The organism is Janibacter sp. Soil728 (assembly GCF_001428305.1).
Classification (GTDB): domain Bacteria; phylum Actinomycetota; class Actinomycetes; order Actinomycetales; family Dermatophilaceae; genus Janibacter.
On sequence record NZ_LMRZ01000007.1, the window covers coordinates 31,357 to 53,260 of the forward strand.

Genomic DNA, 21,904 nt, shown 5'->3' on the forward strand with positions numbered 1-21,904 from the left:
CGCTGTGCTGGGCAGATGATCAGTGAGAGACAGGAGTGGGCGGGGAGCGCTCGCGAGCTGGCGGCGCTCGTGGCCGCAGGTGAGATGCTTCGCGCGGGCAGGTACTACGTCTCGCCCGACACATCGATCGACGTGCGCGCCGTCCTGGCCGCCGGGTTGCGCCCCACCTGTCTGACGGCCGCCACCGAGCACGGACTCTGGGTGCCGGGTAAGGGAGCGCACGGATACGGTCGGCGGGTCGCGGATCCGACGTGGGGCGATCACGGATGGCACCGGGACTGGCCCGAGGAGTCGGTGATCGCCAGCCCGCGGCTGCTGCTCGAGCACGCCGCACGCTGCCTGCCGCCCCTGGACGTCGGGATCCTCGCTGACTCGGCCCTCCACCAGGGCAAGGTCACCGCCAGCGAGGTCAGGGCGTTGGCCAAGGCCGCACCCCGGGCTGCTGCGCGGGTGCTCGCCCGGGCCTCGGGACTGGCTCAGTCTGGCACCGAGAGCAAGGTCCGCCTCTTCCTCCAGCTGCACAACGTGACCGTGACGCCCCAGGTCCACATCCCCGGCGTCGGTTGGGTGGACAACGTGGCTGGCCGACGGTGGATCATCGAGTGCGACAGCCGGGCACACCACACGGGCGAGGACACGTACGCCACGGACCGGGCCCGGGACCTGAGGGCCCTGCGGCTGGGGTACTTCACCTCACGACTGACCTACGGCCAGGTCATGCCGGGATGGGGTGAGACCTCAGCCGACCTCCTGCGGATCATCAGGTCGGGTGCGCACCTCGATCCACCCCAGAAGTGGGCCTGCTGAGCGTGGTTGTGTGTTGAAGTGGGCTCCCAGATGCCGGCAGCCCGTATATGGGCGTGCTGGCAGCAGGAGTCCCACTTCAACACACAACCAGCTGGTGATTTGCGGCCCGCGTGACTGCTGGGGCTGGTGGGACCCAAGGCTGGGGTGCTGGGAACCCAGGGCAGCGGCTGGGACCGCCCTAGGGGGTCAGGCGCGAGAGCACCTCGTCATGCAGCAGCCCGTTGCTCGCGACGGCATTGCCACCCCACGGGCCGCGCTTGCCGTCGAGCGAGGTGAACCGACCGCCGGCCTCCTCGACGATCGCGACCAGCGCGGCCATGTCGTAGAGCTCGAGCTCGGGCTCGGCGGCGACGTCGACGGCACCCTCGGCCACGAGCATGTAGGACCAGAAGTCCCCGTAGGCCCGGGTCCGCCACATGTCCGAGGTCAGGTTGAGGAAGTTGCTCCCGCGGCCACTCTCGCGCCAGCCGTCGAGCGAGCTGTAGGACATGGAGGCATCGGCGAGCCTGGCGACCTTGGAGACGCCGATCGGCTTGGCCTGGGCGAGGGAACGCCCGGTCCAGGCACCGGCATCCTTGGCTGCCCACCAGCGCCGACCGAGGGCAGGAGCCGCGACGAGACCCATGACGCAGTCCTCGCCGTCGACGAGCCCGATGAGCGTGGCCCACACGGGGACGCCGCGCACGTAGTTCTTGGTCCCGTCGATCGGGTCGATGATCCAGCGGCGCTGCGAGTTCCCGGTGTTGCCGAACTCTTCGCCGAGGACCGCGTCGCGCCCGCGAGATCGCGACAGCTGCGCGCGGATCGCCTCCTCGCAGGAGCGGTCGGCGTCGCTGACGGGGGTCAGGTCGGGCTTGGACTCGACGACGAGGTCATCTGCCTGGAACCGGGACATCGTGATTCGCTCGACCTGGTCGGCCAGCACGTGGGCCAGTCGCAGGTCGTCGGCATATTGGGAAGTCGCCATCCGGTCAACGTACCCGGCGGCCCGGCGCAGGCAGTAGTTCACTGCCGGCGCGGACTCCGAGACTGGCCGGAGCGAGACTGGCCGGAGCGAGACTGGCACAGAGTACGGAGCAACGGCAGAGTCCCCGGCTAATGGCTGTCCTCGCCCGATCGTGCCCGCAGCAGCCGGCGAAGGGAGTCCAGTCGCTGCTCTCCGCCGGTCCCGGCGTGCCCGGCAGCCACCCAGGCGTCGAGGGCGCAGTCGGCTTCGTCGTGGGTGCAGCCGCGCGGGCAACCGGCGTCGGCGCCCTGCGCCAGCTCGGGGAAGTGTCGGATGATGTGGTCGGGCTGCACGTGCGCCAGGCCGAAGGACCGGATCCCCGGGGTGTCGATGATCCACCCGGGTGCGTCCGGGTCGTCCACGTCGATCTCACGCCCGTCGATCTCGAGGCCTTCGACCGCGGGCAGTCGCAGCCCCAGAGCGCTGGTGGAGGTGTGCCGTCCGCGACCGGTGACGTCGTTGACGTGGCCCGTCGCACGGTGGGCGTCGGGGCAGAGCGCGTTGACCAGCGTCGACTTGCCGACGCCCGAGTGCCCGACGAGCACCGAGACCCGCCCGGCGAGCCGCCGCCGCAGCTCGGCCAGACCTTCGCTGCCCTCGGTGAGCACCGAGGTCACCACGTGCGGCACGTTGAGCGGTGCGTACTGGGCGAGGAAGTCCTCACCGGACGCGAGGTCGGACTTCGTCAGGAGGAGAAGGGGGTCCATCCCGGCGTCGTAGGCCGCGACCAGGCAGCGGTCGATGAGTCGGGGACGCGGCACGGGATCGGCCAGTGCGGCGACGACCACGAGCTGGTCGGCATTGGCCACGATCACCCGCTCGAAGGGGTCCGTGTCGTCGGCGGTGCGCCGCAGCACCGTCGCGCGCTCCTCGATCCGCACGATGCGCGCCAGGCCGTCGGGCTGGCCGGAGGTGTCGCCGACCATCGCGACCCGGTCGCCGACGACGACGGGGGAGCGGCCCAGCTCGCGCGCGCGCATGGCGATCACGATGCGCTCGGGGAGGCCGTCACCGGCGGGCACGAGCGTCGTCCAGCGCCCTCGGTCGACAGCGGTCACCCGCCCGACGACGGCGTCCTCGTGCTTCGGGCGGTCCTTGGTGCGGGGACGGGTGCCTCGCCGGTTGGGTCGTACCCGGACGTCCCGCTCGTCCCAGCTGCTCGCGGAGCGGCCCATCAGCGTGCCGCGGCCTCGAGCATGGACTCCCACAGCTGCACGAACTCGGGCAGCGTCTTGCCGACAGTGCCCGGGTCCTGCACGATCGTGCCCGGCGCACGCAGCCCCACGACGGCACCGGCCATCACCATGCGGTGATCGGCGTAGGTGTGGAAGGTGTTGCCGCGCAAGGGCGCCGGGTCGATCTGCAACCCGTCCTCGAGCTCGGTCACCCCGATGCCCAGGCCGGCTAGCTCGCGCGAGAGCGCGGCGATCCGGTCGGTCTCGTGGCCCCGGATGTGTCCGACGCCGCGGATCCAGGACCGGCCCTCGGCGCAGGCCGCCAAGGCAGCCACGACGGGCGTGAGCTCGGCGGCATCATGCAGGTCGATGTCGATCCCGCGCGGCCGCCCGTCGCCGGTCACGGTCAGGGTGCGCGAGTCGAGGCTGACCTCGGCGCCCATCTGCTCGAGCACATCGCGGATCCGGTCGCCGGCCTGGGTCGTGTGCGTGGGCCAGTCCGGGACGGAGACCGACCCACCAGCCACGACGGCCGCGGCGAGGAAGGGCGCGGCGTTGGACAGGTCGGGCTCGACGGTCACGTCGAGCGGCAGCAGCTCCCCCGGCTCGACCCGCCAGGTGTTGGCCTCGGAGTCGTCGACCGCGGCGCCGGCGTCGCGCAGCGTCTCCACGGTCATCTCGATGTGTGGCAGCGAGGGGACCGGCTTGCCCTCGTGGACGATCGTGATGCCCTCTTCGAAGCGTGACCCGACGAGCAGCAGCGCGGAGATGAACTGCGAGGACGCGGACGCATCGACCACGACCGTGCCACCACGCACGGACCCTTGTCCCCGGACGACGAAGGGGAGGGTCCCCCTCCCTTCGTCATCGATGGTGACACCGAGGTCCCGGAGCGCATCGATCACCGCGGCCATCGGCCGCACGCGGGCGTGCTCGTCGCCGTCGAAGGGCACCGGGCCACCGGCCAGGGCCGCGACGGGCGGGAGGAAGCGCATGACGGTCCCCGCGAGGCCGCAGTCGACGGGGCGTCCACCGCGCAGGGTCGCGGGGGTGATCAGCCAGTCGGGAGAGCCACCGGTGGAGGTGGCGTCGTCGACACCGGCGCCGAGCTGGCGCAGGGCCTGGGCCATCAGCTCGGTGTCTCGGGAGCGAAGGGGGCGGCGCAGGCGCGAGGTGTCCGACGCCAGGGCGGCGAGGACGAGGTACCGGTTGGTGAGGGACTTGCTACCCGGCAGCGTCACGGTTGCATCGAGGCGGCCGGACGCTGCCGGGGCATGCCAATCAGGGCTGGTCATCGCGGGTCAGGACACCGCGTTCTTTGCCTGGAGGGCGGCCAGCTTGGCCTCGCGCCGAGCCGTGTTGCGGGCGTTGCGCGCGGTGCGCTCGACGCTCGCGCCGGCGAGCTTGGCGCGGTAGGCGACGCCGGGCTTGCCCTCGGTGTCGACAGCGGCCAGCATCAGGCCACCCATGAGGCTGAGGTCCTTGATGAACTGGGTCATCTTGCCGGCCTTGGCCTGCGGGTCGGACTCGGCCCAGAAGTCGTGCGTGGCCATGGTCGGCGTCAGCGTGCCCATGAGGACCGTGGAGGCCAGCCGGGGGAACTTGCCCGTGGCGAGCAGGGCGCCACCGGCGATCATCGCGGCGCCGTTGGCGCGCACGAGCAGCTCGGTGTCGTCGGGCAGCTGGGTCTTGGCGGCGAGCGGCTTGGTGACCGTCTCGGCGGCGGGCGCGTGGGCGCTGGGGTAACGCAGGGCGTTGATGCCGCCCCAGATGAAGATGCCGGCCAGCATGGGACGGGCGATACGACGAACGATCATGACTGCTCCCTTTGGTCGGGGGACGTCACCGGGAGGTTCCCGGCGGTACGTCTCTACCGTAGTCGGCTCGGCGGCCTACGCTCGAGGGTGTGTGCGGACGTTACGCGGCCACGGCCAACCCGGATGACCTGATCGAGGAGTTCGAGATCGACGCCGATCGGGTCGGTGACCCGGCGCGCTCACTCCTGAAGTCGCCCCAGGACCCGCCTGCGGGGCGACCTGACTTCAACATGGCGCCGACCAAGCAGGCACCGGTCGTGCTCAGCCGGGCGTCCGAGGGCAAGGACCCCCTGCGTCAGCTGCGGCTGCTCACGTGGGGGCTGGTGCCGTCGTGGGCCAAGGAGACCAAGGTCGGGCTGCGGATGACCAATGCCCGCGCCGAGACGGTGTTGGAGAAGTCCTCCTTCGCCAAGGCTGCGGCGAGCCGTCGCTGCCTCGTGCCGGCCGCGGGCTGGTACGAGTGGCAGGCCTCGCCGGTGGCGACCGACAGCAAGGGCAAGCCGCGCAAGCAGCCCTTCTTCATCCACCGGGGCGACGACGAGCCGCTGGCCTTCGCCGGGTTGTACGAGTTCTGGCGGGACCGGGCCATCGCCGACAACGACGATCCCGATGCCTGGCTGACGACCTTCACGATCATCACGACGGCGGCCGACCCCGGCATGGACCGCATCCACGACCGCCAGCCGCTGGTCCTCGAGCGCGAGGACTGGACGCGTTGGCTCGACCCGGGCCTGACGGACCTCGCCGAGGTCGGGGAGCTGCTCGCCTTCGCCCGGCCGGGTCGCTTTGCGGCGCACCCGGTCTCGACCGCGGTGAACGCGACGCGCAACAACGGCCCGCACCTGCTCGACCCGCTGCCGGCCTCCGAGCTGGTCGGTGCCGTCGACCCGGAGACCGGGGAGATCCACGGAGCCCACGATGGCTGACCCCACGCTCCCTGAGGAGGCGCGCCAGCGCCGGCGCCCCACGCTCCCTGAGGAGGCGCGCCAGCGCCGTCTCGAAGGGGCTCGAAGGGAAGCCTCCACCGCCCAGGGCCCCGCCCGCATCCACATCACCGCGGCGAAGGGGACGACCCGAGGCTCCCTGCTCCTCACCCATGGGGCCGGTGGCGGGGTGGACGCCAAGGACCTCGCCGCGATCGCCGCGACCTTGCCGGAGCACGGCTGGCAGGTGGCGCTGGTCGAGATGCCCTGGCGGGTCGCGGGCAAGAAGGTGGCGCCCATGCCGCCCAAGCTCGATGCTGCGTGGCGCGAGATCGTCGTCGCGGTGCGCGGCGACCTGGCCGACCGGGTCGTCTTCGGTGGCCGCAGCGCGGGGGCCCGGGTGGCCTGCCGGTTGGCGGCCGAGCTGGGCGCCGACGGGGTGCTGGCGCTGTCCTTCCCGCTCGTGCCGCCGGGCAAGGGGCCGGACAAGTCGCGCATCGGCGAGCTCGTCCTCCCGGTCGAGGCCGGACTCCCGCTCCACGTGGTGCAGGGCGCGCGGGACCCCTTCGGCTCACCCGACGCGGTCCGCGAGGCGCTGCGAGGAGCGTTGGGGGACGGGTCCGCTGACGTACATGTCGACGAAGCCCCCGGCACCCACTCCTTCACCGGCGGCCAGGCCGTGGCTGACCTGGTCGCCGCCCACCTCGAGTCCACCGCTCCCTGAGGAGGCCGCCCGCGGCCGTCTCGAAGGGCAGCGGCCGTCTCGAAGGGGCCTCACCGCCCCAGGGCCAGCAGGATCGCCAGCACCTCGTCGGGGTCGTTGAGGCGCTCGCCGTAGAGGTCACGCACCTGGTTCATGCGGTAGCGCACGGTCTGCGGGTGGACGTGGAGTGCCTCGGCGACCAGCTCGCGGCGTCCCTGCAGCAGCAGCCAGGCGCGCAGGGTCTCGGCCAGCCGGTCCGCGGCGCCGTCCGTCACCTCGTCGAAGGGAGCCAGTGCCGCCGCGCGCAGGTCGGCCAGCGCCGCGGGGTCGGCGTGCAGGACGAGCTCGGGGAGCAGGGCGTCGGTGTCGACGACACCCTCCCGCAACCCGACGGCCCGCACCGCCCGCTCGTAGGACTCGTGAGTGCGTGTCCACGGCCGGGCCGGCCCGACCGAGGCCTCGTGCCCGTCGAGCAGTGCGAGCAGCCGCTGACGTGAGCGCCCGCCGCTGTCGGGGACGAGCAGCACCGCGCGGGCGTCGTCGGAGCCCGGCAGGGCCTCGGCGAGAGTCAGCGTGCGGGGGTCGAGGACGCCGGCGGTCTTGGCGAGGCGGTGGCGGGGGACCAGGACGGCAGTCAGGGTGCGCGGTGGCGACCAGCGGGCGGCGGCCGCCGAGGCCTCGAGCTCGCCCTCGCCGACCCCGGTGAGCAACCCGCGGGCGAGCCGGTCGAGATAGACGATGCGCTCGCGCTCGGCGCTGCTCGTCTCCCGGTTGTGGCCGGCCACGGAGGCGGCGGACAGCTCGTCGATGTAGGTGAAGACCAGCTCTGCGAAGCGCCCCAGTGTCGCCGCATCGACGCCCGCGGCGATCGCCTCGACGGACAGCTCGCGCCACGCGGCGCGTGACCCGACGCGATAGGCGGCGAGCAGCGCATCGACCGGGCGTCCGTTGCGCGCCTCCGCCTGCCCGAGGTCCCGTGCGGCGCTGACACCCACGCCGACCGGCGCACCGTCGGGCGCCGACCGAGAGGCCAGTGACACGAAGCTCTCGAGGGAGATCTGCACGGCCTTCTCGATGATCCGCCCCATCCGCCCCTGGAAGGGGACGTCGTAGGCAGGGACCTGCTCCATGACGTCGGCGACGACGACCTTGGCCACCCTCGGCAGGTGAGCGCGAAGGGTGTCCACCGTCGCTTGGTCGAGGGTGAGGTCCGCGGTGCGCTGCGCGGCTCGACCGTCCTTGTCCGACAAGGGAATTCCTCCTGGATCGTGGCTTCGAGGCTCGGCTGTGGACGGCCTCGCACCTCAGCCAGCGTTGGCGGCTCATTCATCTTTTGTCTCCTGCGAACAATTTACTAGGTGAAATCCTACTCGCACGAGATACAGCCACGGATGGGTTGAGGCGAGAGGATGGAGTCATGACAACCTCTGCGACCCGAGACGCCGCCGCGACCCAGCCTCTGCTGAAGGTCCGCGACGCCGCAGTCCGCATCGCCCGTGGCCTGGCCACGCCCGTCGTCCCCGACGAGTACCTCGACCTCTTCGCCCCCCTTCGCTCCGGCGCCGACCTGCGCGGCCGCATCGTCTCCGTCATCCCCGAGACCCGCGACGCCGCCACCATCACCATCCGCGCCGGCCGGGACTGGCAGGGCCACTCGCCCGGCCAGTACATCCGTGTCGGTGTCGACGTCGACGGCCGCCGTCACTGGCGCGCCTACTCCCTGACGTCGGACACGAGTGCCCGCGACGGCCTGATCTCGATCACCGTCAAGGCCATGCCCGACGGGATCGTCTCGCGGCACCTCGTGCACCACACGCGGCCCGGCACCATCGTCCAGCTCGACCAGGCGACCGGTGACTTCATGCTCCCGCAGAGCGTGCCGCCCAAGGTCCTCTTCCTCACCGGCGGCTCCGGCATCACGCCGGTCATGGGGATGATGCGCAACCACGACTTCGACGGACTCGACGTCGTGCACGCGCACTCCGCGCCGACGGTCGACGACGTGATCTTCGCCAAGGAGCTGGCCGACCCCGCTCCCGGTGTGCGCGTCATGGTGCGCCACACCGACGACGAGGGCATGTTCACCCCTGATCAGCTCGACGAGCTGGTCCCCGACTGGAGCGACCGCGAGACCTGGATCTGCGGACCGACCCCGATGCTCGACGCCTTCGAGGCGCACTACGAGGCGGCGGGCCACACCGACCTGCTGCACGTGGAGCGCTTCCGCCCCACCATCGTCGAAGCGGGCGAAGGGGGCACTGCCTCCCTCGTCGTCGGGTCGGAGACCAAGACCCTCGAGCTCGACGGCGCCACCACCATCCTCGATGCCGCCGAGGACGCCGGCGTCCTCATGCCGAGCGGATGCCGGATGGGCATCTGCTTCAGCTGCGTCCTGCCCATGACCGACGGTGCCGTGCGCGACCTGCGCACCGGCGACCTGACCACGACAACTCCTGACGACCCAGCGGTCAAGGTGCAGACTTGCATCTCCGCCGTCGCAGGTTCCTGCACCATCGAGACCAAGGAGAAGTGAACATGACTGCCACTCTCGAGCGCACGCCCGACGCCCGCATCACCGGCGGCAAGTCGGACGTCGTCCACACCCACGTCAACCTCCGCGAGTCGCCCATCGCGCACCTCACCCCGGAGCGGATCGAGGAGCTCGGTCGCGAGCTCGACGAGATCCGCGCGGGCGTCATGGCCTCGCTGGGCGAGGCCGATGCCCGCTACATCCGACGCGTGATCAAGGCGCAGCGTTACCTGGAGGTCGGTGGCCGCGCGGCCCTGTTCTTCTCGAGCAACCCGATCGCCTGGGTCGCCGGCACCGCCGCGCTGAGCGCGTCGAAGATCCTGGACAACATGGAGGTCGGGCACAACATCATCCACGGCCAGTGGGACTGGATGCGCGACCCGAGCATCCACTCCTCGACGTGGGAGTGGGACAACGTCACCCCGGCGGACCACTGGAAGAGCAGCCACAACCAGGTGCACCACACGTACACCAACGTCGTCGGCCACGACAACGACCTGGGCTACGGGATCATGCGGGTCGACGACGCGCAGAAGTGGTACCCGGGCTACCTCATCCAGCCGGTGACCCAGTTCATCAACGCGACCCTCTTCGAGTACGGCATCGCCGCGTACGACCTCGAGCTGGGCAAGAACTGGGCGACCCGCAAGGACAACCCCGAGTGGATGGCCGAGGCCGACAAGGTCGTCAACAAGATCAAGAAGCAGGCCGGCAAGGACTACCTGCTCTTCCCGCTGCTGTCCGGGCCGAACTTCGTCTCGACCCTCGGCGCCAACCTGGTGGCCAACCTCGTGCGCAACTACTGGACGCACTCGGTCATCATGTGCGGTCACTTCCCGGCCGGCGTGAAGACCTTCACCAAGAACTCGATCGACGGTGAGACCCGGGGCGAGTGGTACCTGCGCCAGATGCTCGGCTCGGCCAACATCACCGGCTCGACGCCGATGCACATCGCCACCGGTCACCTGAGCTACCAGATCGAGCACCACCTCTTCCCCGACATGCCCAGCCGTCGTTACCCGGAGATCGCCCCGCGGATCCAGGCGCTCTTCGCCGAGTACGGCATCGAGTATGTCTCCGGCTCGCTGCCCAAGCAGGTCGGCTCCGCGTGGAGCGAGATCATCCGCCTGTCCCTGCCGAACGACACCTCGCTCACGCAGGCAGTCGGCATCCTGCGCAAGTCCGGCATGAAGGGCCTGAAGGCCCGCGCCCGCAAGACCCGCTTCCAGCTCGCCAGCTGAGGAGCTTGCGCAGCAAGCGTCTGCACGCTGGCTGAGGAGCTTGCGCAGCAAGCGTCTGCACGCTGGCTGAGGAGCTTGCGCAGCAAGCGTCTCGAAGCCTGACGCAAGAGACCCCCTTCGATCGCGAAGGGGGTCTCTTGCGTTCGGCGACGTGGCGCCGGTTCCCGGTGCGCAGATAGGGCTGAGTGCCGAGGTTGGCTGTGCCTTCGCCGTTGCTCCGTACTTTGTGCCAACGCGGCTTCCTTCGTGATCGCCCTGATTGCCGCGGTGGCCGAGGCGTCCGGCATGACGGTGGTGTCCCGCAACATCCGGCACTTCGAACCGCTGGGAGTCGCCTGCCTCGATCCCTGGACGGTGTCAGACAGGCCCTGACTTCAGCCCGGGCACGTTGTTCGAGGTGCGAGAGGGGAGCCCCTCACGCGGGATAGCCCTGAGGGTTGGCCGACTGCCACCGCCACGTGTCGGCGCACATGTCCTCGATGGTGCGGGTGGCACGCCAGCCCAGCTCGGCGTCTGCGCGTGAGGCATCGGCGTAGACGGAACCCAGGTCGCCGGCACGTCGCCCGACGATCTCGTAGGGGACGGACTGCCCGCTCCCTGCCTCGAAGGCCGCCACCATCTCGAGCACGGAGGTGCCGTGACCGGTGCCGAGGTTCCACTCGCGCACCTGCACGTCCCGGTGGGTGCTCAGGTACTGCAGCGCGGCGACATGGCCCGCGGCGAGGTCCTCGACGTGGATGTAGTCGCGCAGCGCCGTCCCGTCCGGCGTGGGGTAGTCGCCGCCGAAGACCTGGAGCTGCTCCCTTCGCCCCACCGCCACCTGCGCGATGAAGGGCATGAGGTTGTTGGGGATGCCCTGGGGGTCTTCGCCGATCCGCCCCGACGGGTGGGCGCCCACGGGGTTGAAGTAGCGCAGCAGCGCGACCTGGACCGAGCCGGTCGCGGCCACGTCCCGCAGGATCTGCTCCTGCATGACCTTGGTCCAGCCGTACGGGTTGGTCGAGCTGGTGGGCAGCTCCTCGGGCATCGGGACGCGGTCGGTCTCGCCGTAGACGGTGGCGGAGGAGGAGAAGACCAGGGTGCGCACGTCGTGGCGCTCCATGGCGCGCAGGATGGCGAAGGTCGTCCCGAGGTTGTTGTCGTAGTACTCGAGCGGCATCTCGCTCGACTCACCGACGGCCTTGAGCCCGGCGAAGTGGATCACCGCGTCGAAGCGGCCCTCGGCGAAGAGCGCGGACGTCTTGTCCACGTCGCGCAGGTCGAAGGCGTGGCTCTCGATCCGGGTCCCGGCGAGCTCTTCGAGCCGGGGGAGGACCGAGGCCCGGGAGTTGACGTGGCTGTCGGCGATGACGGGCTCGTGGCCCGCAGCGATGAGCTGGATGACGGTGTGGGACCCGATGTAGCCGGCTCCACCGGTGACGAGGACGCGCATGGCCCCAGCATAGGTAACGCTGGCTGAGGTGCGAGTCGCGCCAGCGGGGAGCCTCGAAGCCGCTCAGCCTTCGGTGATGTGCCGCACCTGGGTGACCTCGGACCACGAGCCGTCGTCGCAGATCGTCGTGATGCGCTGCATGATCGTCGCCCGCAGCCGCGGAGGAGCGGGCTCGCAGGCGCAGGAGCGTTGCACGATCTGGCGCAGCACCTGGTCGATGTCGCGCTCGGCGAGGCAGGGGCTGCAGCCGGCGAGGTGCTCGCGCACCTTCAGCGTGTCGGCGGGCGTCATCTCGCCGTCGACGTACTCCATCATCCGGTAGAGCGCCTGCGAGCAGTCCATGGTGGCGTCGTCGTGGCTCATGCCTTGCTCTCCTTGACGGCGGCCATGCCACGGTCGGCGGCATAGTCGGCGAGCTTCTCGCGCAGCTGACGTCGGCCGCGGTGCAGTCGTGACATCACGGTGCCGATGGGCGTACCCATGATCTCCGCGATCTCCTTGTAGGCGAAGCCCTCGACGTCAGCGAGGTAGACCGCCATGCGGAAGTCCTCGGGCAGCTCCTGCAGCGCCCGCTTGACCTGTGAGTCGGGCATCCGGTCGAGTGCCTCGACCTCGGCGGAGCGCAGCCCCTTGGAGGTGTGCTGCTCGGCCTTGTGCAGCTGGTAGTCCTCGACCTCGGGGGAGTCGGACTGCTTCGGCTCGCGCTGCTTCTTGCGGTACGTGTTGATGTACGTGTTGGTGAGGATGCGGTACATCCACGCCTTGAGGTTGGTCCCCGGCCGGTACTGGTGGAACGCGGCGAAGGCCTTGGCGTAGGTCTCCTGGACGAGGTCCTCGGCGTCCGTCGGGTTGCGGGTGGTGCGCATCGCGGCGGAGTAGAGCTGGTCGAGCAGCGGCATCGCCTCGCGCTCGAAGCGCGCGCGCCGCTGCTCGGTGGTCTCGTTGGCGACGTCGACGGCAGCGTCGGCCGCGGCCTGCGCAGTCGTCTCGTCGGTCGTGGGATCAGTCATCGCACTCCACCCTAGCGGGGTGGTGGTGCGCTCTCCGGCGTGCAGTACGAGCACCTGGACTCCTGTGCGTGGTCGTGGCTCTTCGCAGGGTCCAACGCCGTCTCTGCTGCTCTCATTCCACGGGCCCGGGTGATCTTCTGACGGGCCGTCATCTGGTGCTTGGCTTCGTGCCAAACTGACCGTGCCCACGCCCCTCACATCAGGAGACCTACCTGTGGCACCTCTTGTCCTGCACGTCACCGGAGCTCGTCCAAATTTCCCCAAGGCAGCTCCGGTCCTCGAAGGCTTGGCGGCGTACGACGTCGAGCAGCTGCTGGTCCACACCGGGCAGCACTACGACGACAAGATGTCAGACGTCTTCTTCCGGCAGCTGGGCATCCCGAAGCCGGACGTGAACCTCGGCGTGGGCTCGGGCGCGCACGGCGAGCAGACGGCGAAGGTCATCCAGGCGCTCGAGCAGCTGTTCACCGAGCGACGTCCTGACCTCGTCGTGGTCTATGGCGACGTCAACTCCACCGTCGCCGCGGCCTTGGTGGCATCGAAGATGGGGATCACCTTCGCGCACGTCGAGGCGGGTCTGCGCTCCTTCGACATGACGATGCCCGAGGAGATCAACCGGCTTGTCACCGATCGGCTCTCCGACCTGCTGCTGACAACGAGCACTGATGCGATCGCCCACCTGGGCAACGAGGGCACGGACCCCGACAAGATCCACTTCGTGGGCAACCCGATGATCGACACGCTCCTCAAGCACAAGGACAGCTTCGACTCTGAGTCCGCACGCCGAGAGGTCGGTATCGACGGCGATTACATCGTCGCCACCCTGCACCGTCCGGGAAATGTCGATGACCCCGACGACGTCGCAGAGCTCGTCGCTGCCATGCACGCTGTGGCGGACCAGGCAGAGGTCGTGATCCCTCTGCACCCGCGGGGGCGAGCGCGACTTGAGGAGGCCGGGTTCCTCGACCATGACCGCGTGCGGGTCATCGATCCGATGGGGTACCTGGAGTTCATGGGCCTGGTGCGGGGGGCAGCGGCCGTGGTCACCGACTCCGGGGGAGTCCAGGAGGAGACGACGATTCTCGGCGTGCCATGCCTGACCCTGCGGCCCAACACCGAGCGTCCGGTGACGATTACTCACGGGACCAATCAGCTCGTCACTCGCGAGACCCTGCCGGATCGCGTGCGGGAGGTCTTGGCCACAGGGCCGTTGACCGAGTGGGACACACCGCCGCTCTGGGACGGGCATGCGGGTGAGCGGATTGCCAAGGTTCTCGCTGGGTCGGTCGGTGCGGCTCGCAGGGCTGGCGCCTGAGCCTCGCGCCAGAACGCATCAGGGGCGGTGTCCGAGTCGGACACCGCCCCTGATGCAGAACTTGCTCAGGCGTTGGGCTTCTTGCCGTGGTTGGCAGACTTGCCCTTGCGGGAGCGACGCTTGCGGGCGCGCTTGCTCATGGTGACTCCTTGCGTACGGGCTCTCCCGCTGAGCGCAGGAGATGTAACAACGAGGCATTCTGTCACGACATTTAGGATTGCTCCTTCGCTGGGGGTACTCACCCCGTCAGATCGATGGCATCATTGAGCCTGTGAAGAAGATCATGGCCCTCGTGGGCGCGACGACCTTGGCACTGACCCTGTCGGGTCCCCTTGCGAGCCAGAACGGGCTTGACTGGGCCGCGCAGGAGAGCGACGGCTTCGACTGGGCGCTGCCCTTCGGCCTCAGCCTCGACTGGGGCACGATGCGTCCCGCCGGTCTTGACTGGGCAGCTGCGCAGCGGGGACTGGACTGGGCGGCCCCCGCCACTGACGGTTTCGACTGGGCCGCCCCCACCACTGACGGCTTCGACTGGGCCGCCCCCGCCACGGACGGCTTCGACTGGGCAGCACCGGCTGCGACCGGTCCCAGCGACCTCGGTAACGCCTGAGCGCCCAGCTCGACTCCCCGCAGCAGTCGGGGCCTGATCTTCTCCGAGCGACTCGGGGCTATGTCCTGTCGATCGCCGCGTTGGCCGTCCTGGCCTTCGTCGTCGCTTGGCTGACCTCGGGACCGCCTCAACACCTGAGTTGGCTCATCGCGATGCTCGGGGTCGCCGGCGTCGCAGCCGTGAGTCGGCCCCAAGCGATCGGTGCGGTTCAGGTCTCGGTCTCCGGCATCGTGCAGATCGCGGCGATTCCCCTTCTTGGTCCTGTCGGGGCAGCTCTGGTCGCTGCCTTGCCGGTCCTGCTTGACCGCAACGAGCCCCTCAAGCGTTCGTTCAACGCCAGCCAGCGGGTCTGCTATGTGCTCGCGGGTGCCGCGGGCTACGCGTTTGCTGGAGGCGCTGTCCTCACCTCGGTCCGTGAGGACGTCCAGCCCGTCTGGCTGGCGGGCCAGGTGGCCGCAGCGTCCGTGGGTGCGGGTCTGGTCAACGCGGCACTGCTCGCCGGCGTCCTTCAGCTGAGCTCAGCCGGCTCGTTGCGGGTGATCTTCGGCGATCTCCTCCGTCAGGTCATCTCGCCCTATGCGAGCTATGCCCTCGCCTCGTACATGTTGGTCCTGCTGTGGGCACCGGCTGGCCTGGCCTGGGTCTCTGCGGTGCTCTTCCTGCCATCGATCCTCGTCATCCAGTGGGGTCTGCACACCCACTCGTCCGAGTGGGCGATCCGCCACGAGGTGCTGACTCCCTTCGTCCAGGCTCTCGATCTGCGTCAGTCGGGTGCCGCGGAGGAGGCCCGGCTCGTCGGCGAGGCGGCCAACGCGATCGCCGTGGGGGTGGGGCTCGCGCCCACCGCCGTGGACGAGGTCACGACGGCGGCACGCCTGCGGGAGGTGGGCAAGCTGGCTCTGCAGGGTGCGCCGCCGGCGATCGTGCGACGAGACCATCCTGAGGCCGCACGTCGGGTCCTCGGCTCGGTCGTCTTCCTCGACCGGCCGACGTACCTCATCGCTGCCCATCAGGAGCGGGTCGACGGCCAAGGCGGCCCACGGGGCCTTGCGGGGGAGTCCATCCCGATCGGTGCCCGCGTCGTGGCCGTCGCGGCCATGTGGGGCCGTCTCGTCGCCGCCGGGATGCGGTCCGACGAGGCAGTCAGCCGCTGTGAGGCCGCGGTCGGTCTGAGTCTTGACGAGCCATGCGTCGCAGCGCTGAGGCGAGCTCTTGAGCTGAACCAGCTGCCCAAGGCGGTTGCCGGATGATCGCCGGCCTGCGGGTCCGACCGGGACTGGCCCTCTTCATCGTTGCCGTGCTCATCGGGTCCGTCGCCGCGTTGCGCGGCGAGATTCGACCGAGCATGATCACGCCGCTGACGCTCGCCGCGGTCATCGCGATCTTCATCGGTGAGCAGCTGCCGATGCGGATCTCCGGACGGGTCATCGCGCCCCTGACCACGGCTCCGGCGCTGGGCCTGATCCTCATGCCGCTCTCGGGTGGAGGGCAGGAGCCGAGCGCCCCGACCGTCATGGCCGTCGTCTGGCTGAGCATCCTCTTGGGAGGACTGGTTGCACGGCTCAGTGGACGGTCGGTCGTCGAGGGATCGTTGGGATCACGATTCATCGGGATGGCAGTGGCCTGCGTGTGCGCGCGAGGAGTGACCATCGACGGGAGCGATCTCGTCGGCTGGGCCTTCAGTCCGGACGTGCATCCGGCTCTCGGGGCGATGGGTCTGCTCGCCGCGGCCGCTGCCGGTGGCCTCGTCGAACGCGTCCTGGACAGTCTGGTCGGGTTGGCGGCCGGACGCCACCTCACCCACGTCCTCGACGCCGAGGTGGGTCCTCTCGCTGGTATCTCCGCGGCCGCCATCACGACAGGCCCCCTCCTCGCGGTGGCGAGTCGCATCGTCGACTGGGCCGCCATCCCCCTCTTCACCATCCCGGTGCTGCTCAGCTATGTGACGGTCCGTCGCGTCGCTACGATCAGGCACTCAGTCGACGAGTCACTCGTGGCGATGTCCCGGCTGCCTGAGGTCGCCGGACTCACCCGGGTCGGTCACGTGCGCCGGGTCGTCGAGCTGGCCTGCGTCATCGGTCAGCAGATGAACCTCGACCCGCAGGGCCTCCACGACGTGGAGCGCACGGCACTGCTCCACGACATCGGTCAGCTCGGGCTGACTGAGCCGCTGCGTGGCGGTGCGACGATCTACGCGAGCGCCGCCCAGGACGAAGAGATGGCGTTGGCTGCCCGCAAGATCATCGCCGGTGCCTCCAAGCTGGCGCCCTTCGCGCCGCTCGTAGCCCACGTGGGCACCCCCTTCCGCCGCGCTCGCGAGTTCGGCGAGCACATCCCCCTTCCCTCCCGCATCGTGCGCGTCGCCAACGCGTGGGACGACATCACCGAGGGCGCGCGCTCACCGAGGGCGGGGGCGGTCGCGCTGGAGCGGCTGCATCTCGGGCTGGGCTACGACTACGACCCGGAGGTCGTGTCCGCGCTCGAGCGGGCGCTGGAGCTGTAGCGGAAGGATCAGCCGGCGACAGTCGAGCGCAGGCTGATCGCTGCCCCGGTGACGTAACCGCTGCGGCGGGCGGTCACGTGCACGTGGATACGGGTGCCCTTGTCCCTGCTGGCGAGGGTGTAGGTCGTGCCGGTCCTGCCCGTGATCGCGACGTTGTTGCGGTACCACTGGTAGCTGTAGCTGGTCGGCGTCGGGGTCCACGCGCCGGCCCTGACCGTGACGGTCTGGCCGGAGCGGAAGGTGCCCTTGAGGTAGGGGCGGTTCGTCGCGTAGATCGGGATCCCGACGCTGGCCGAGGACGCCGCCTTGGAGACGTAGCCGGTGCGGTGGGCCGCGACCGAGACGGTGAGCCTGCGGCCCGCGTCGGCGCTGGTCGGGGTGTAGGTCGGCCTTGTCGCTCCGTAGATGCTGGCCCCGTTGCGCTTCCACCGGTAGGTGTACGACGTGGGCGTCGGCGACCACGTGCCCTTGCTGGCCGTGAGCGTCTTGCCGACCCCGCGCGTCCCGGTGATCGTGGGGGCCTTCGTGACGGTGAAGGCACCTCGCTGCGAGGTGTTGACGATCTGCACCACGGCCCCGCCGGCGTCAGCGGACACGGTGGTGATCTTGATCCGGCTGCCGTGGCTGGCGAAGGTACGCCCGACCGCCAGGGCCACGTGGTTGTCGAGAGCGCCGGTCGGGGTGGCGTCGAGGACGACAGAACCGGACCACGGGCTGGTGCGCAGCACCCGTACCCCGGTGTCCTGGTTGGTCGGGTTGCTGCTGTCACGTGCGGTGGGGGTGCGGTACTCGACCCAGTACTTCACGTTGGTGTTCTGGTCGGTGATCACGGCCGCGCGCGTGCCTTCGAGCCCGGAGAGAGGCTCGAGCGTGACGCTGGACGTGCCGTGGCCGGCCTGCACCGCTGCCGAAGGGGGGAGCAGCCCGTGCTGCAGCGCCTGCGGTGTGGAGAGCATGGGCAGGTCCCGCGGCGACGAGGGACCCATGATGTCGAGCGAGTCGCCGTACTCCATCTCGTCGCAGCCGACCCACCAGTCGGTGGCGGTGTCGTAGCGGCCGTCGGAGCTGCTGGGACAGACCAGCGAGTTGGCGTGGTCCATCGACATGTTGTGCCCGAGCTCGTGCGCCAGGACCGGTGCCGCGATGTCCGAGACGTGCAGGACGCCGGGGGAGTTGGGGGTGTCGCCGAGGGAGCCGAGGCCGTACCCGCAGCTGGGGCCTGCCGCGGAGGGCAGCTTGAGCACGAGGCTGGAGTTGTCGGTCCAGGCCCAGCCGGTCCTGCTGATGGCTTCGTTCCACAGCTTCATCGGGTCGCTGTCGCAGGCGAAGGCCGAGGTGTAGGGCGCCTTGATCGTCGGCGCACCGACCCGCAGCTCGCTGCGCGACTGCTCGCGCCAATAGCTGTCGGTCGCGGCCACCTGGGCCGTCATCGAGGCCGTCGTGGCTGGCGCGCGGGTCATCCCGCGCGGCGTGACCTCGACATAGGTGATGCGACGGGTGGCGGGCACGTAGTCGGCGCTGCTGGCCTGCTGGGCCTCGACGACCTCGGTGACCTCCAGCGGGTCGCCCTCCGGCGATGTGGCGACGGCGGTGCTGGCCGCACCGAGCGTCGACGACGAGGTGGCGGGTGTGCCGTCGGACGCTGCACGCAGGCCCGCACTGTCCAGGCGGTGGCTCGTCGGGCCCTTGCCTGCAGACCGGAGGGTGAGGGTGCGTCCGGCCTGCGCGGCGGCGACGACGCTCTGCGGGGCGCGGACGTCGAGCGTCACCTGAGCGTGCGGAGGGGCGTGCTCGAGGCTGCGGCCGCTGACGGGCACGAGCTCGTCGCCGACCCGCACGCCGAACCACTGCCGGTCACCTCGATGCTCGACGGAGGTCTTGATCAGCTCACCGGTGAGCCGGACCCGCGCCTCGTCGGTGGTCGCGTTGCCCGCATGTGCGGTCACGGCGGACGTGAGGGTCAGGGCGGCGGTGAGCACTGCGGGGACGAGGAGGCGGCGGGTGCGCATCAGTCAAGGCTCCGTGGCAAAAGAGTCGGCGGCACCAGCCGCAGTGACCGTCGTACGAAGGGGGAGGGCGATGCGAGGTGCGGCGTAGCGCAATGGTGGCACATCCGCCCCGCTCCCTGAGGAGGTCGCGCAGCGACCGTCTCGAAGGGTGGCGAGCCTCGCACCGGAGCGGCCCTGCACGTGTGGGAAGATGGTCGCGGCTCACCAGCCGCCCGTCGTGACCTCACCCGGTCATCACAGGGCCGCCCAACTTCTGCTCCACGAGTTTCCGAGGTCTGTCTGCCGTGTCCGCGTCCGAGCCCACCACCACGTATGACCTGACTGCCCCGCAGTTCGTCGCCCACGAGGGCGGCAAGGTCGAGGTACGGGCCACGAAACCGTTGCGGGGGATGGACGATCTCGCGCTCCTCTACACGCCGGGTGTCGCCGACGTCTGCCTCGCGATCGAGCAGGACCCGTCGCTCTCGCGTAGCTACACCGCGCGCAACAACACGGTCGCCGTCATCACCGACGGCACGGCCGTGCTCGGCCTGGGCGACATCGGCCCGCTGGCCGCGATGCCGGTCATGGAGGGCAAGGCGGTGCTCTTCAAGCACTTCGCCGGTGTCGACGCGATCCCGGTGTGTCTGGAGTCCGGCACGGTCGACGAGCTCTTCGAGGCGATCGCGCGGATGGCGCCGAGCTTCGGTGGGATCAACCTCGAGGACATCTCGGCCCCGCGCTGCTTCGACCTCGAGCGTCGGCTGCGTGAGCGGCTGGACATCCCCGTCTTCCACGACGACCAGCACGGCACGGCGATCGTCGTGCTCGCCGGCATGATCAACGCGTGCCGCGTGCTGGGCCGTGAGATCTCCTCGCTCAGCGTCGTCGTCGCCGGCGCCGGCGCGGCTGGCGTCGCGGTCACCCAGCTGCTGCAGTTGGCGGGTGTCACCGACGTCGTCGTGTGCGACTCGCGCGGCATCATCGGCAAGCACCGCAACGACCTGGTGGCGCACAAGGAGATGCTCGCGGCGACGACCAATGTCACGGGCAAGACCGGGACGATGGGCGACGCGCTCAAGGGCGCCGACGTCTACATCGGCGTCTCCGGCGGCACGGTGCCCGAGGAGCAGATCGCGGCGATGGCCGAGGGTCCGATGATCTTCGCTCTCGCCAACCCGACGCCCGAGGTGCACCCCGACATCGCGCACAAGTACGCGTCGATCGTCGCCACGGGCCGCAGCGACTTCCCCAACCAGATCAACAACGTGCTGGCATTCCCGGGGATCTTCCGCGGGGCCCTCGACGCCGGGGGAGTGCAGATCAGCGAGGAGATGAAGCTGGCAGCTGCCCGCGCCATCGCCGACCTCGTCGCGGAGCCGACGGTCGACTGCATCGTCCCGCCCGTCTTCCAGGAGGGCGTGGCCGAGGCCGTCGCCGCCGCCGTGGCGGCCCACGCCGGATGACCTGCCCACGCTCCTTGAGATGCGAGCTCGCGCAGCGAGCGAGCCTCGATGGGACCTGTGCATGACTCGATGGCGAGTCGCTCCGGGCATCGCTTGGGTGGCGGCCGAGCCTGAGCGCGTCGCGCTCATCGACACTCGCGACCCGATGGCGCAGCCGATGCACGTGCAGGCTCCCTTCGCAGCCCTGTGGGCCGCCCTGGCGGACGGCCCGGTGACCCAAGCGGGCCTCGAGGTGATCGCCGCCGACATCGTGGACGAAGGGGAGGCCGCGGACTTCGTCGCCAGCTTCGTCGAGTCCCTCGGTGTCGTGGGTGCGGTCGAGCAGGTTACGGCGTGAGCAGCGTCCCGCTGACGCTTGCCGAGGCCGTCCCGCTGGGCACGGTGCACCTCCAGCGACTGCTGGAGGCGGCAGGGATCAGGTCGCTCGCCATCAAGGGACCGGCCTTCATCGCTCTCGGGGTACGGGCGCCGCGCCACAGCAACGACATCGACCTGATCATCGCCCCCGAGGATCGTGAGCGGGCGAGTGCGGTCCTGGCGGGTGCCGGGTGGGGGATCATCTCGCACTGGTTCCCTCCTGCCCTGGACGATGTCATCTACTCCACGACCTTCAGCCACCGGCAGTTCCCGGCGACGCTCGACCTCCACCACCACTTCACTGGCTTTCTGGCACACGACGCCTTCGACCAGCTCTGGCGCGCACGCACGATGGTGCAGGTGGGACATCAGGACGTGGTGTGCACGGGACGAGAGCACGCGCTCGTCATCGAGGGGCTCAACTCGATCAAGATGCTTGAGCACGAGCGCCGCCCCGAGGCCGCGCGGCGTGTCGTCGAGGCCGCGGTTGCGGTCGATGTCGGTGCCGTGGAGGCAGCCGCCATAGCGGTCGGCGCCCGACACACTGCAGCTCCGATCATCGCGGCACTCGGGGGCCCCGACCCGGACCAACCGGCGCCGGACGGCTTCGGCTCCTGGGTGGAGCGGGGCGCCCGCAACAGCGGACGCGACCTCATCTGCGATGTCCTGCGCCGGTCTCCACGATCTGCGCCACGGGTGGTGTGGGAGCAGCTGACGCTGGACCCGAAGGTTGCACGCTTCTGGGCCCAGTCCCACGGGGTGCCGTATCGCAGTCCCCAACAAATCCTGTGGGTCCGGATCCAGCGGATGCTCAAGCGACGCTGACCTCTCGGTCGCTACTCCCTCTCGTTGGGGTGGTGGGCGTGCACCTCGACGAGCTCCACCGCGAAAGGGTCGAAGTCGTGGATCGCCGCGCGGCTGCGCGTGCTGTGAGGATGTCGTGGGCAAACTCCGTCGGGGCGCCGTCGCTGAGGAACCTCAGCCCACGGGAAGCGGTCATGCAGGCCGGCCCCGAACGGTC

Annotated in this window: 22 protein-coding genes; 12 read left to right on the forward strand and 10 right to left on the reverse strand. The window is 70.0% G+C overall.

Annotation, left to right across the window (positions count from 1 at the left end; genetic code table 11):
* Window positions 1–15: 15 nt before the first annotated feature.
* Window positions 16–807 carry a hypothetical protein gene (locus ASG73_RS16160; RefSeq protein ID WP_055997763.1) on the forward strand — a complete coding sequence of 264 codons (792 nt, stop codon included), beginning with the start codon at window positions 16–18 and terminating at the stop codon, window positions 805–807.
* A 178-nt stretch (window positions 808–985) separates the two neighbouring features.
* On the opposite strand, the gene hisN is transcribed toward ASG73_RS16160, so the two are convergent.
* From hisN to ASG73_RS16180, 4 genes are all read right to left on the reverse strand, one after another.
* Window positions 986–1,774: a histidinol-phosphatase gene (gene hisN / locus ASG73_RS16165; RefSeq protein ID WP_055997766.1), complete on the reverse strand. Its 789-nt coding sequence runs from the start codon at window positions 1,772–1,774 to the stop codon at window positions 986–988.
* Between the two features lie 128 nt (window positions 1,775–1,902).
* Window positions 1,903–2,988 (reverse strand): ribosome small subunit-dependent GTPase A, encoded by a 1,086-nt coding sequence (gene rsgA / locus ASG73_RS16170; RefSeq protein WP_055997769.1) that lies wholly within the window; start codon window positions 2,986–2,988, stop codon window positions 1,903–1,905.
* Window positions 2,988–4,283 carry a 3-phosphoshikimate 1-carboxyvinyltransferase gene (gene aroA / locus ASG73_RS16175; RefSeq protein WP_055997772.1) on the reverse strand — a complete coding sequence of 432 codons (1,296 nt, stop codon included), beginning with the start codon at window positions 4,281–4,283 and terminating at the stop codon, window positions 2,988–2,990. The genes rsgA and aroA overlap by 1 nt, the downstream gene beginning before the upstream one ends.
* A 6-nt stretch (window positions 4,284–4,289) precedes the next feature.
* Window positions 4,290–4,805, reverse strand: coding sequence for a DoxX family protein (locus ASG73_RS16180; protein ID WP_055997775.1), 516 nt, complete (start codon window positions 4,803–4,805; stop codon window positions 4,290–4,292).
* Between the two features lie 89 nt (window positions 4,806–4,894).
* Between ASG73_RS16180 and ASG73_RS16185 the strand changes: the two genes are divergently transcribed.
* Window positions 4,895–5,731 carry an SOS response-associated peptidase gene (locus ASG73_RS16185; RefSeq protein ID WP_055997778.1) on the forward strand — a complete coding sequence of 279 codons (837 nt, stop codon included), beginning with the start codon at window positions 4,895–4,897 and terminating at the stop codon, window positions 5,729–5,731.
* Window positions 5,724–6,452, forward strand: coding sequence for an alpha/beta hydrolase family protein (locus ASG73_RS16190; protein WP_055997781.1), 729 nt, complete (start codon window positions 5,724–5,726; stop codon window positions 6,450–6,452). Before ASG73_RS16185 ends, ASG73_RS16190 begins: the two co-directional genes overlap by 8 nt.
* Before the next feature lie 50 nt (window positions 6,453–6,502).
* Here ASG73_RS16190 and ASG73_RS16195 read toward each other — a convergent pair whose 3' ends face one another.
* Window positions 6,503–7,681, reverse strand: coding sequence for a PucR family transcriptional regulator (locus ASG73_RS16195; protein WP_055997784.1), 1,179 nt, complete (start codon window positions 7,679–7,681; stop codon window positions 6,503–6,505).
* A 167-nt stretch (window positions 7,682–7,848) separates the two neighbouring features.
* On the opposite strand from ASG73_RS16195, the gene ASG73_RS16200 reads away from it, so the two are divergent.
* Together ASG73_RS16200 and ASG73_RS16205 are read left to right on the forward strand one after the other, a co-directional pair.
* On the forward strand, window positions 7,849–8,964 hold the full coding sequence (locus ASG73_RS16200) for a ferredoxin reductase (RefSeq protein WP_055997787.1): 1,116 nt from the start codon (window positions 7,849–7,851) through the stop codon (window positions 8,962–8,964).
* 2 nt (window positions 8,965–8,966) lie between these two features.
* Window positions 8,967–10,202, forward strand: a complete 1,236-nt coding sequence (locus ASG73_RS16205) for a fatty acid desaturase family protein (RefSeq protein ID WP_082567334.1) — start codon at window positions 8,967–8,969, stop codon at window positions 10,200–10,202.
* Window positions 10,203–10,617: 415 nt separating this feature from the next.
* Here ASG73_RS16205 and galE read toward each other — a convergent pair whose 3' ends face one another.
* The 3 genes from galE to ASG73_RS16220 all read right to left on the reverse strand — a co-directional run bounded on the left by galE (window position 10,618) and on the right by ASG73_RS16220 (window position 12,644).
* Window positions 10,618–11,634 (reverse strand): UDP-glucose 4-epimerase GalE, encoded by a 1,017-nt coding sequence (gene galE, locus ASG73_RS16210; protein WP_055997790.1) that lies wholly within the window; start codon window positions 11,632–11,634, stop codon window positions 10,618–10,620.
* A gap of 63 nt (window positions 11,635–11,697) precedes the next feature.
* On the reverse strand, window positions 11,698–11,997 hold the full coding sequence (gene rsrA / locus ASG73_RS16215) for a mycothiol system anti-sigma-R factor (protein ID WP_055997793.1): 300 nt from the start codon (window positions 11,995–11,997) through the stop codon (window positions 11,698–11,700).
* Window positions 11,994–12,644 carry a sigma-70 family RNA polymerase sigma factor gene (locus ASG73_RS16220; RefSeq protein ID WP_055997796.1) on the reverse strand — a complete coding sequence of 217 codons (651 nt, stop codon included), beginning with the start codon at window positions 12,642–12,644 and terminating at the stop codon, window positions 11,994–11,996. Before ASG73_RS16220 ends, rsrA begins: the two co-directional genes overlap by 4 nt.
* A 214-nt stretch (window positions 12,645–12,858) precedes the next feature.
* On the opposite strand from ASG73_RS16220, the gene wecB reads away from it, so the two are divergent.
* Window positions 12,859–13,959, forward strand: a complete 1,101-nt coding sequence (wecB, locus tag ASG73_RS16225) for a non-hydrolyzing UDP-N-acetylglucosamine 2-epimerase (protein ID WP_055997800.1) — start codon at window positions 12,859–12,861, stop codon at window positions 13,957–13,959.
* 65 nt (window positions 13,960–14,024) lie between these two features.
* Here the strand turns inward: wecB and ASG73_RS18665 are convergent, their stop codons facing one another.
* The gene (locus ASG73_RS18665) at window positions 14,025–14,099 is read right to left on the reverse strand and encodes a 50S ribosomal protein bL37 (RefSeq protein WP_370639715.1); all 75 of its coding nucleotides are present in this window, start codon (window positions 14,097–14,099) and stop codon (window positions 14,025–14,027) included.
* Window positions 14,100–14,230: 131 nt separating this feature from the next.
* On the opposite strand from ASG73_RS18665, the gene ASG73_RS16230 reads away from it, so the two are divergent.
* From ASG73_RS16230 to ASG73_RS16240, 3 genes are all read left to right on the forward strand, one after another.
* Complete coding sequence (locus tag ASG73_RS16230; RefSeq protein ID WP_055997803.1) at window positions 14,231–14,569, forward strand: hypothetical protein; 339 nt, start codon at window positions 14,231–14,233, stop codon at window positions 14,567–14,569.
* Window positions 14,570–14,748: 179 nt separating this feature from the next.
* A complete protein-coding gene (locus ASG73_RS16235; protein ID WP_156466348.1) occupies window positions 14,749–15,819 on the forward strand; it encodes an HD-GYP domain-containing protein in 1,071 nt (356 codons plus the stop codon).
* On the forward strand, window positions 15,816–17,072 hold the full coding sequence (locus ASG73_RS16240) for an HD-GYP domain-containing protein (RefSeq protein ID WP_055997808.1): 1,257 nt from the start codon (window positions 15,816–15,818) through the stop codon (window positions 17,070–17,072). Before ASG73_RS16235 ends, ASG73_RS16240 begins: the two co-directional genes overlap by 4 nt.
* 8 nt (window positions 17,073–17,080) lie before the next feature.
* Here the strand turns inward: ASG73_RS16240 and ASG73_RS16245 are convergent, their stop codons facing one another.
* Window positions 17,081–19,081, reverse strand: a complete 2,001-nt coding sequence (locus ASG73_RS16245; RefSeq protein ID WP_055997811.1) for a hypothetical protein — start codon at window positions 19,079–19,081, stop codon at window positions 17,081–17,083.
* Between the two features lie 284 nt (window positions 19,082–19,365).
* On the opposite strand from ASG73_RS16245, the gene ASG73_RS16250 reads away from it, so the two are divergent.
* The 3 genes from ASG73_RS16250 to ASG73_RS16260 all read left to right on the forward strand — a co-directional run bounded on the left by ASG73_RS16250 (window position 19,366) and on the right by ASG73_RS16260 (window position 21,708).
* Window positions 19,366–20,526 (forward strand): NAD(P)-dependent malic enzyme, encoded by a 1,161-nt coding sequence (locus ASG73_RS16250; RefSeq protein ID WP_055997814.1) that lies wholly within the window; start codon window positions 19,366–19,368, stop codon window positions 20,524–20,526.
* A 61-nt stretch (window positions 20,527–20,587) separates the two neighbouring features.
* Window positions 20,588–20,863 (forward strand): hypothetical protein, encoded by a 276-nt coding sequence (locus ASG73_RS18000; RefSeq protein WP_156466349.1) that lies wholly within the window; start codon window positions 20,588–20,590, stop codon window positions 20,861–20,863.
* Window positions 20,860–21,708 (forward strand): nucleotidyltransferase family protein, encoded by an 849-nt coding sequence (locus ASG73_RS16260; protein WP_055997820.1) that lies wholly within the window; start codon window positions 20,860–20,862, stop codon window positions 21,706–21,708. Before ASG73_RS18000 ends, ASG73_RS16260 begins: the two co-directional genes overlap by 4 nt.
* Window positions 21,709–21,904: the final 196 nt, after the last annotated feature.

What these genes read in the sequence shown, in the direction of transcription:
- ASG73_RS16180 (WP_055997775.1), bottom strand. Translation starts at nt 4,805, where the DNA reads ATGATCGTTCGTCGTATCGCCCGTCCCATGCTGGCCGGCATCTTCATC.
- ASG73_RS18000 (WP_156466349.1), top strand. Translation starts at nt 20,588, where the DNA reads ATGACTCGATGGCGAGTCGCTCCGGGCATCGCTTGGGTGGCGGCCGAG.
- ASG73_RS16240 (WP_055997808.1), top strand. Translation starts at nt 15,816, where the DNA reads ATGATCGCCGGCCTGCGGGTCCGACCGGGACTGGCCCTCTTCATCGTT.
- rsgA (WP_055997769.1), bottom strand. Translation starts at nt 2,988, where the DNA reads ATGGGCCGCTCCGCGAGCAGCTGGGACGAGCGGGACGTCCGGGTACGA.
- ASG73_RS16205 (WP_082567334.1), top strand. Translation starts at nt 8,967, where the DNA reads ATGACTGCCACTCTCGAGCGCACGCCCGACGCCCGCATCACCGGCGGC.
- ASG73_RS16190 (WP_055997781.1), top strand. Translation starts at nt 5,724, where the DNA reads ATGGCTGACCCCACGCTCCCTGAGGAGGCGCGCCAGCGCCGGCGCCCC.
- ASG73_RS16245 (WP_055997811.1), bottom strand. Translation starts at nt 19,081, where the DNA reads ATGCGCACCCGCCGCCTCCTCGTCCCCGCAGTGCTCACCGCCGCCCTG.
- hisN (WP_055997766.1), bottom strand. Translation starts at nt 1,774, where the DNA reads ATGGCGACTTCCCAATATGCCGACGACCTGCGACTGGCCCACGTGCTG.
- ASG73_RS16200 (WP_055997787.1), top strand. Translation starts at nt 7,849, where the DNA reads ATGACAACCTCTGCGACCCGAGACGCCGCCGCGACCCAGCCTCTGCTG.
- galE (WP_055997790.1), bottom strand. Translation starts at nt 11,634, where the DNA reads ATGCGCGTCCTCGTCACCGGTGGAGCCGGCTACATCGGGTCCCACACC.
- rsrA (WP_055997793.1), bottom strand. Translation starts at nt 11,997, where the DNA reads ATGAGCCACGACGACGCCACCATGGACTGCTCGCAGGCGCTCTACCGG.
- ASG73_RS16160 (WP_055997763.1), top strand. Translation starts at nt 16, where the DNA reads ATGATCAGTGAGAGACAGGAGTGGGCGGGGAGCGCTCGCGAGCTGGCG.
- ASG73_RS16220 (WP_055997796.1), bottom strand. Translation starts at nt 12,644, where the DNA reads ATGACTGATCCCACGACCGACGAGACGACTGCGCAGGCCGCGGCCGAC.
- aroA (WP_055997772.1), bottom strand. Translation starts at nt 4,283, where the DNA reads ATGACCAGCCCTGATTGGCATGCCCCGGCAGCGTCCGGCCGCCTCGAT.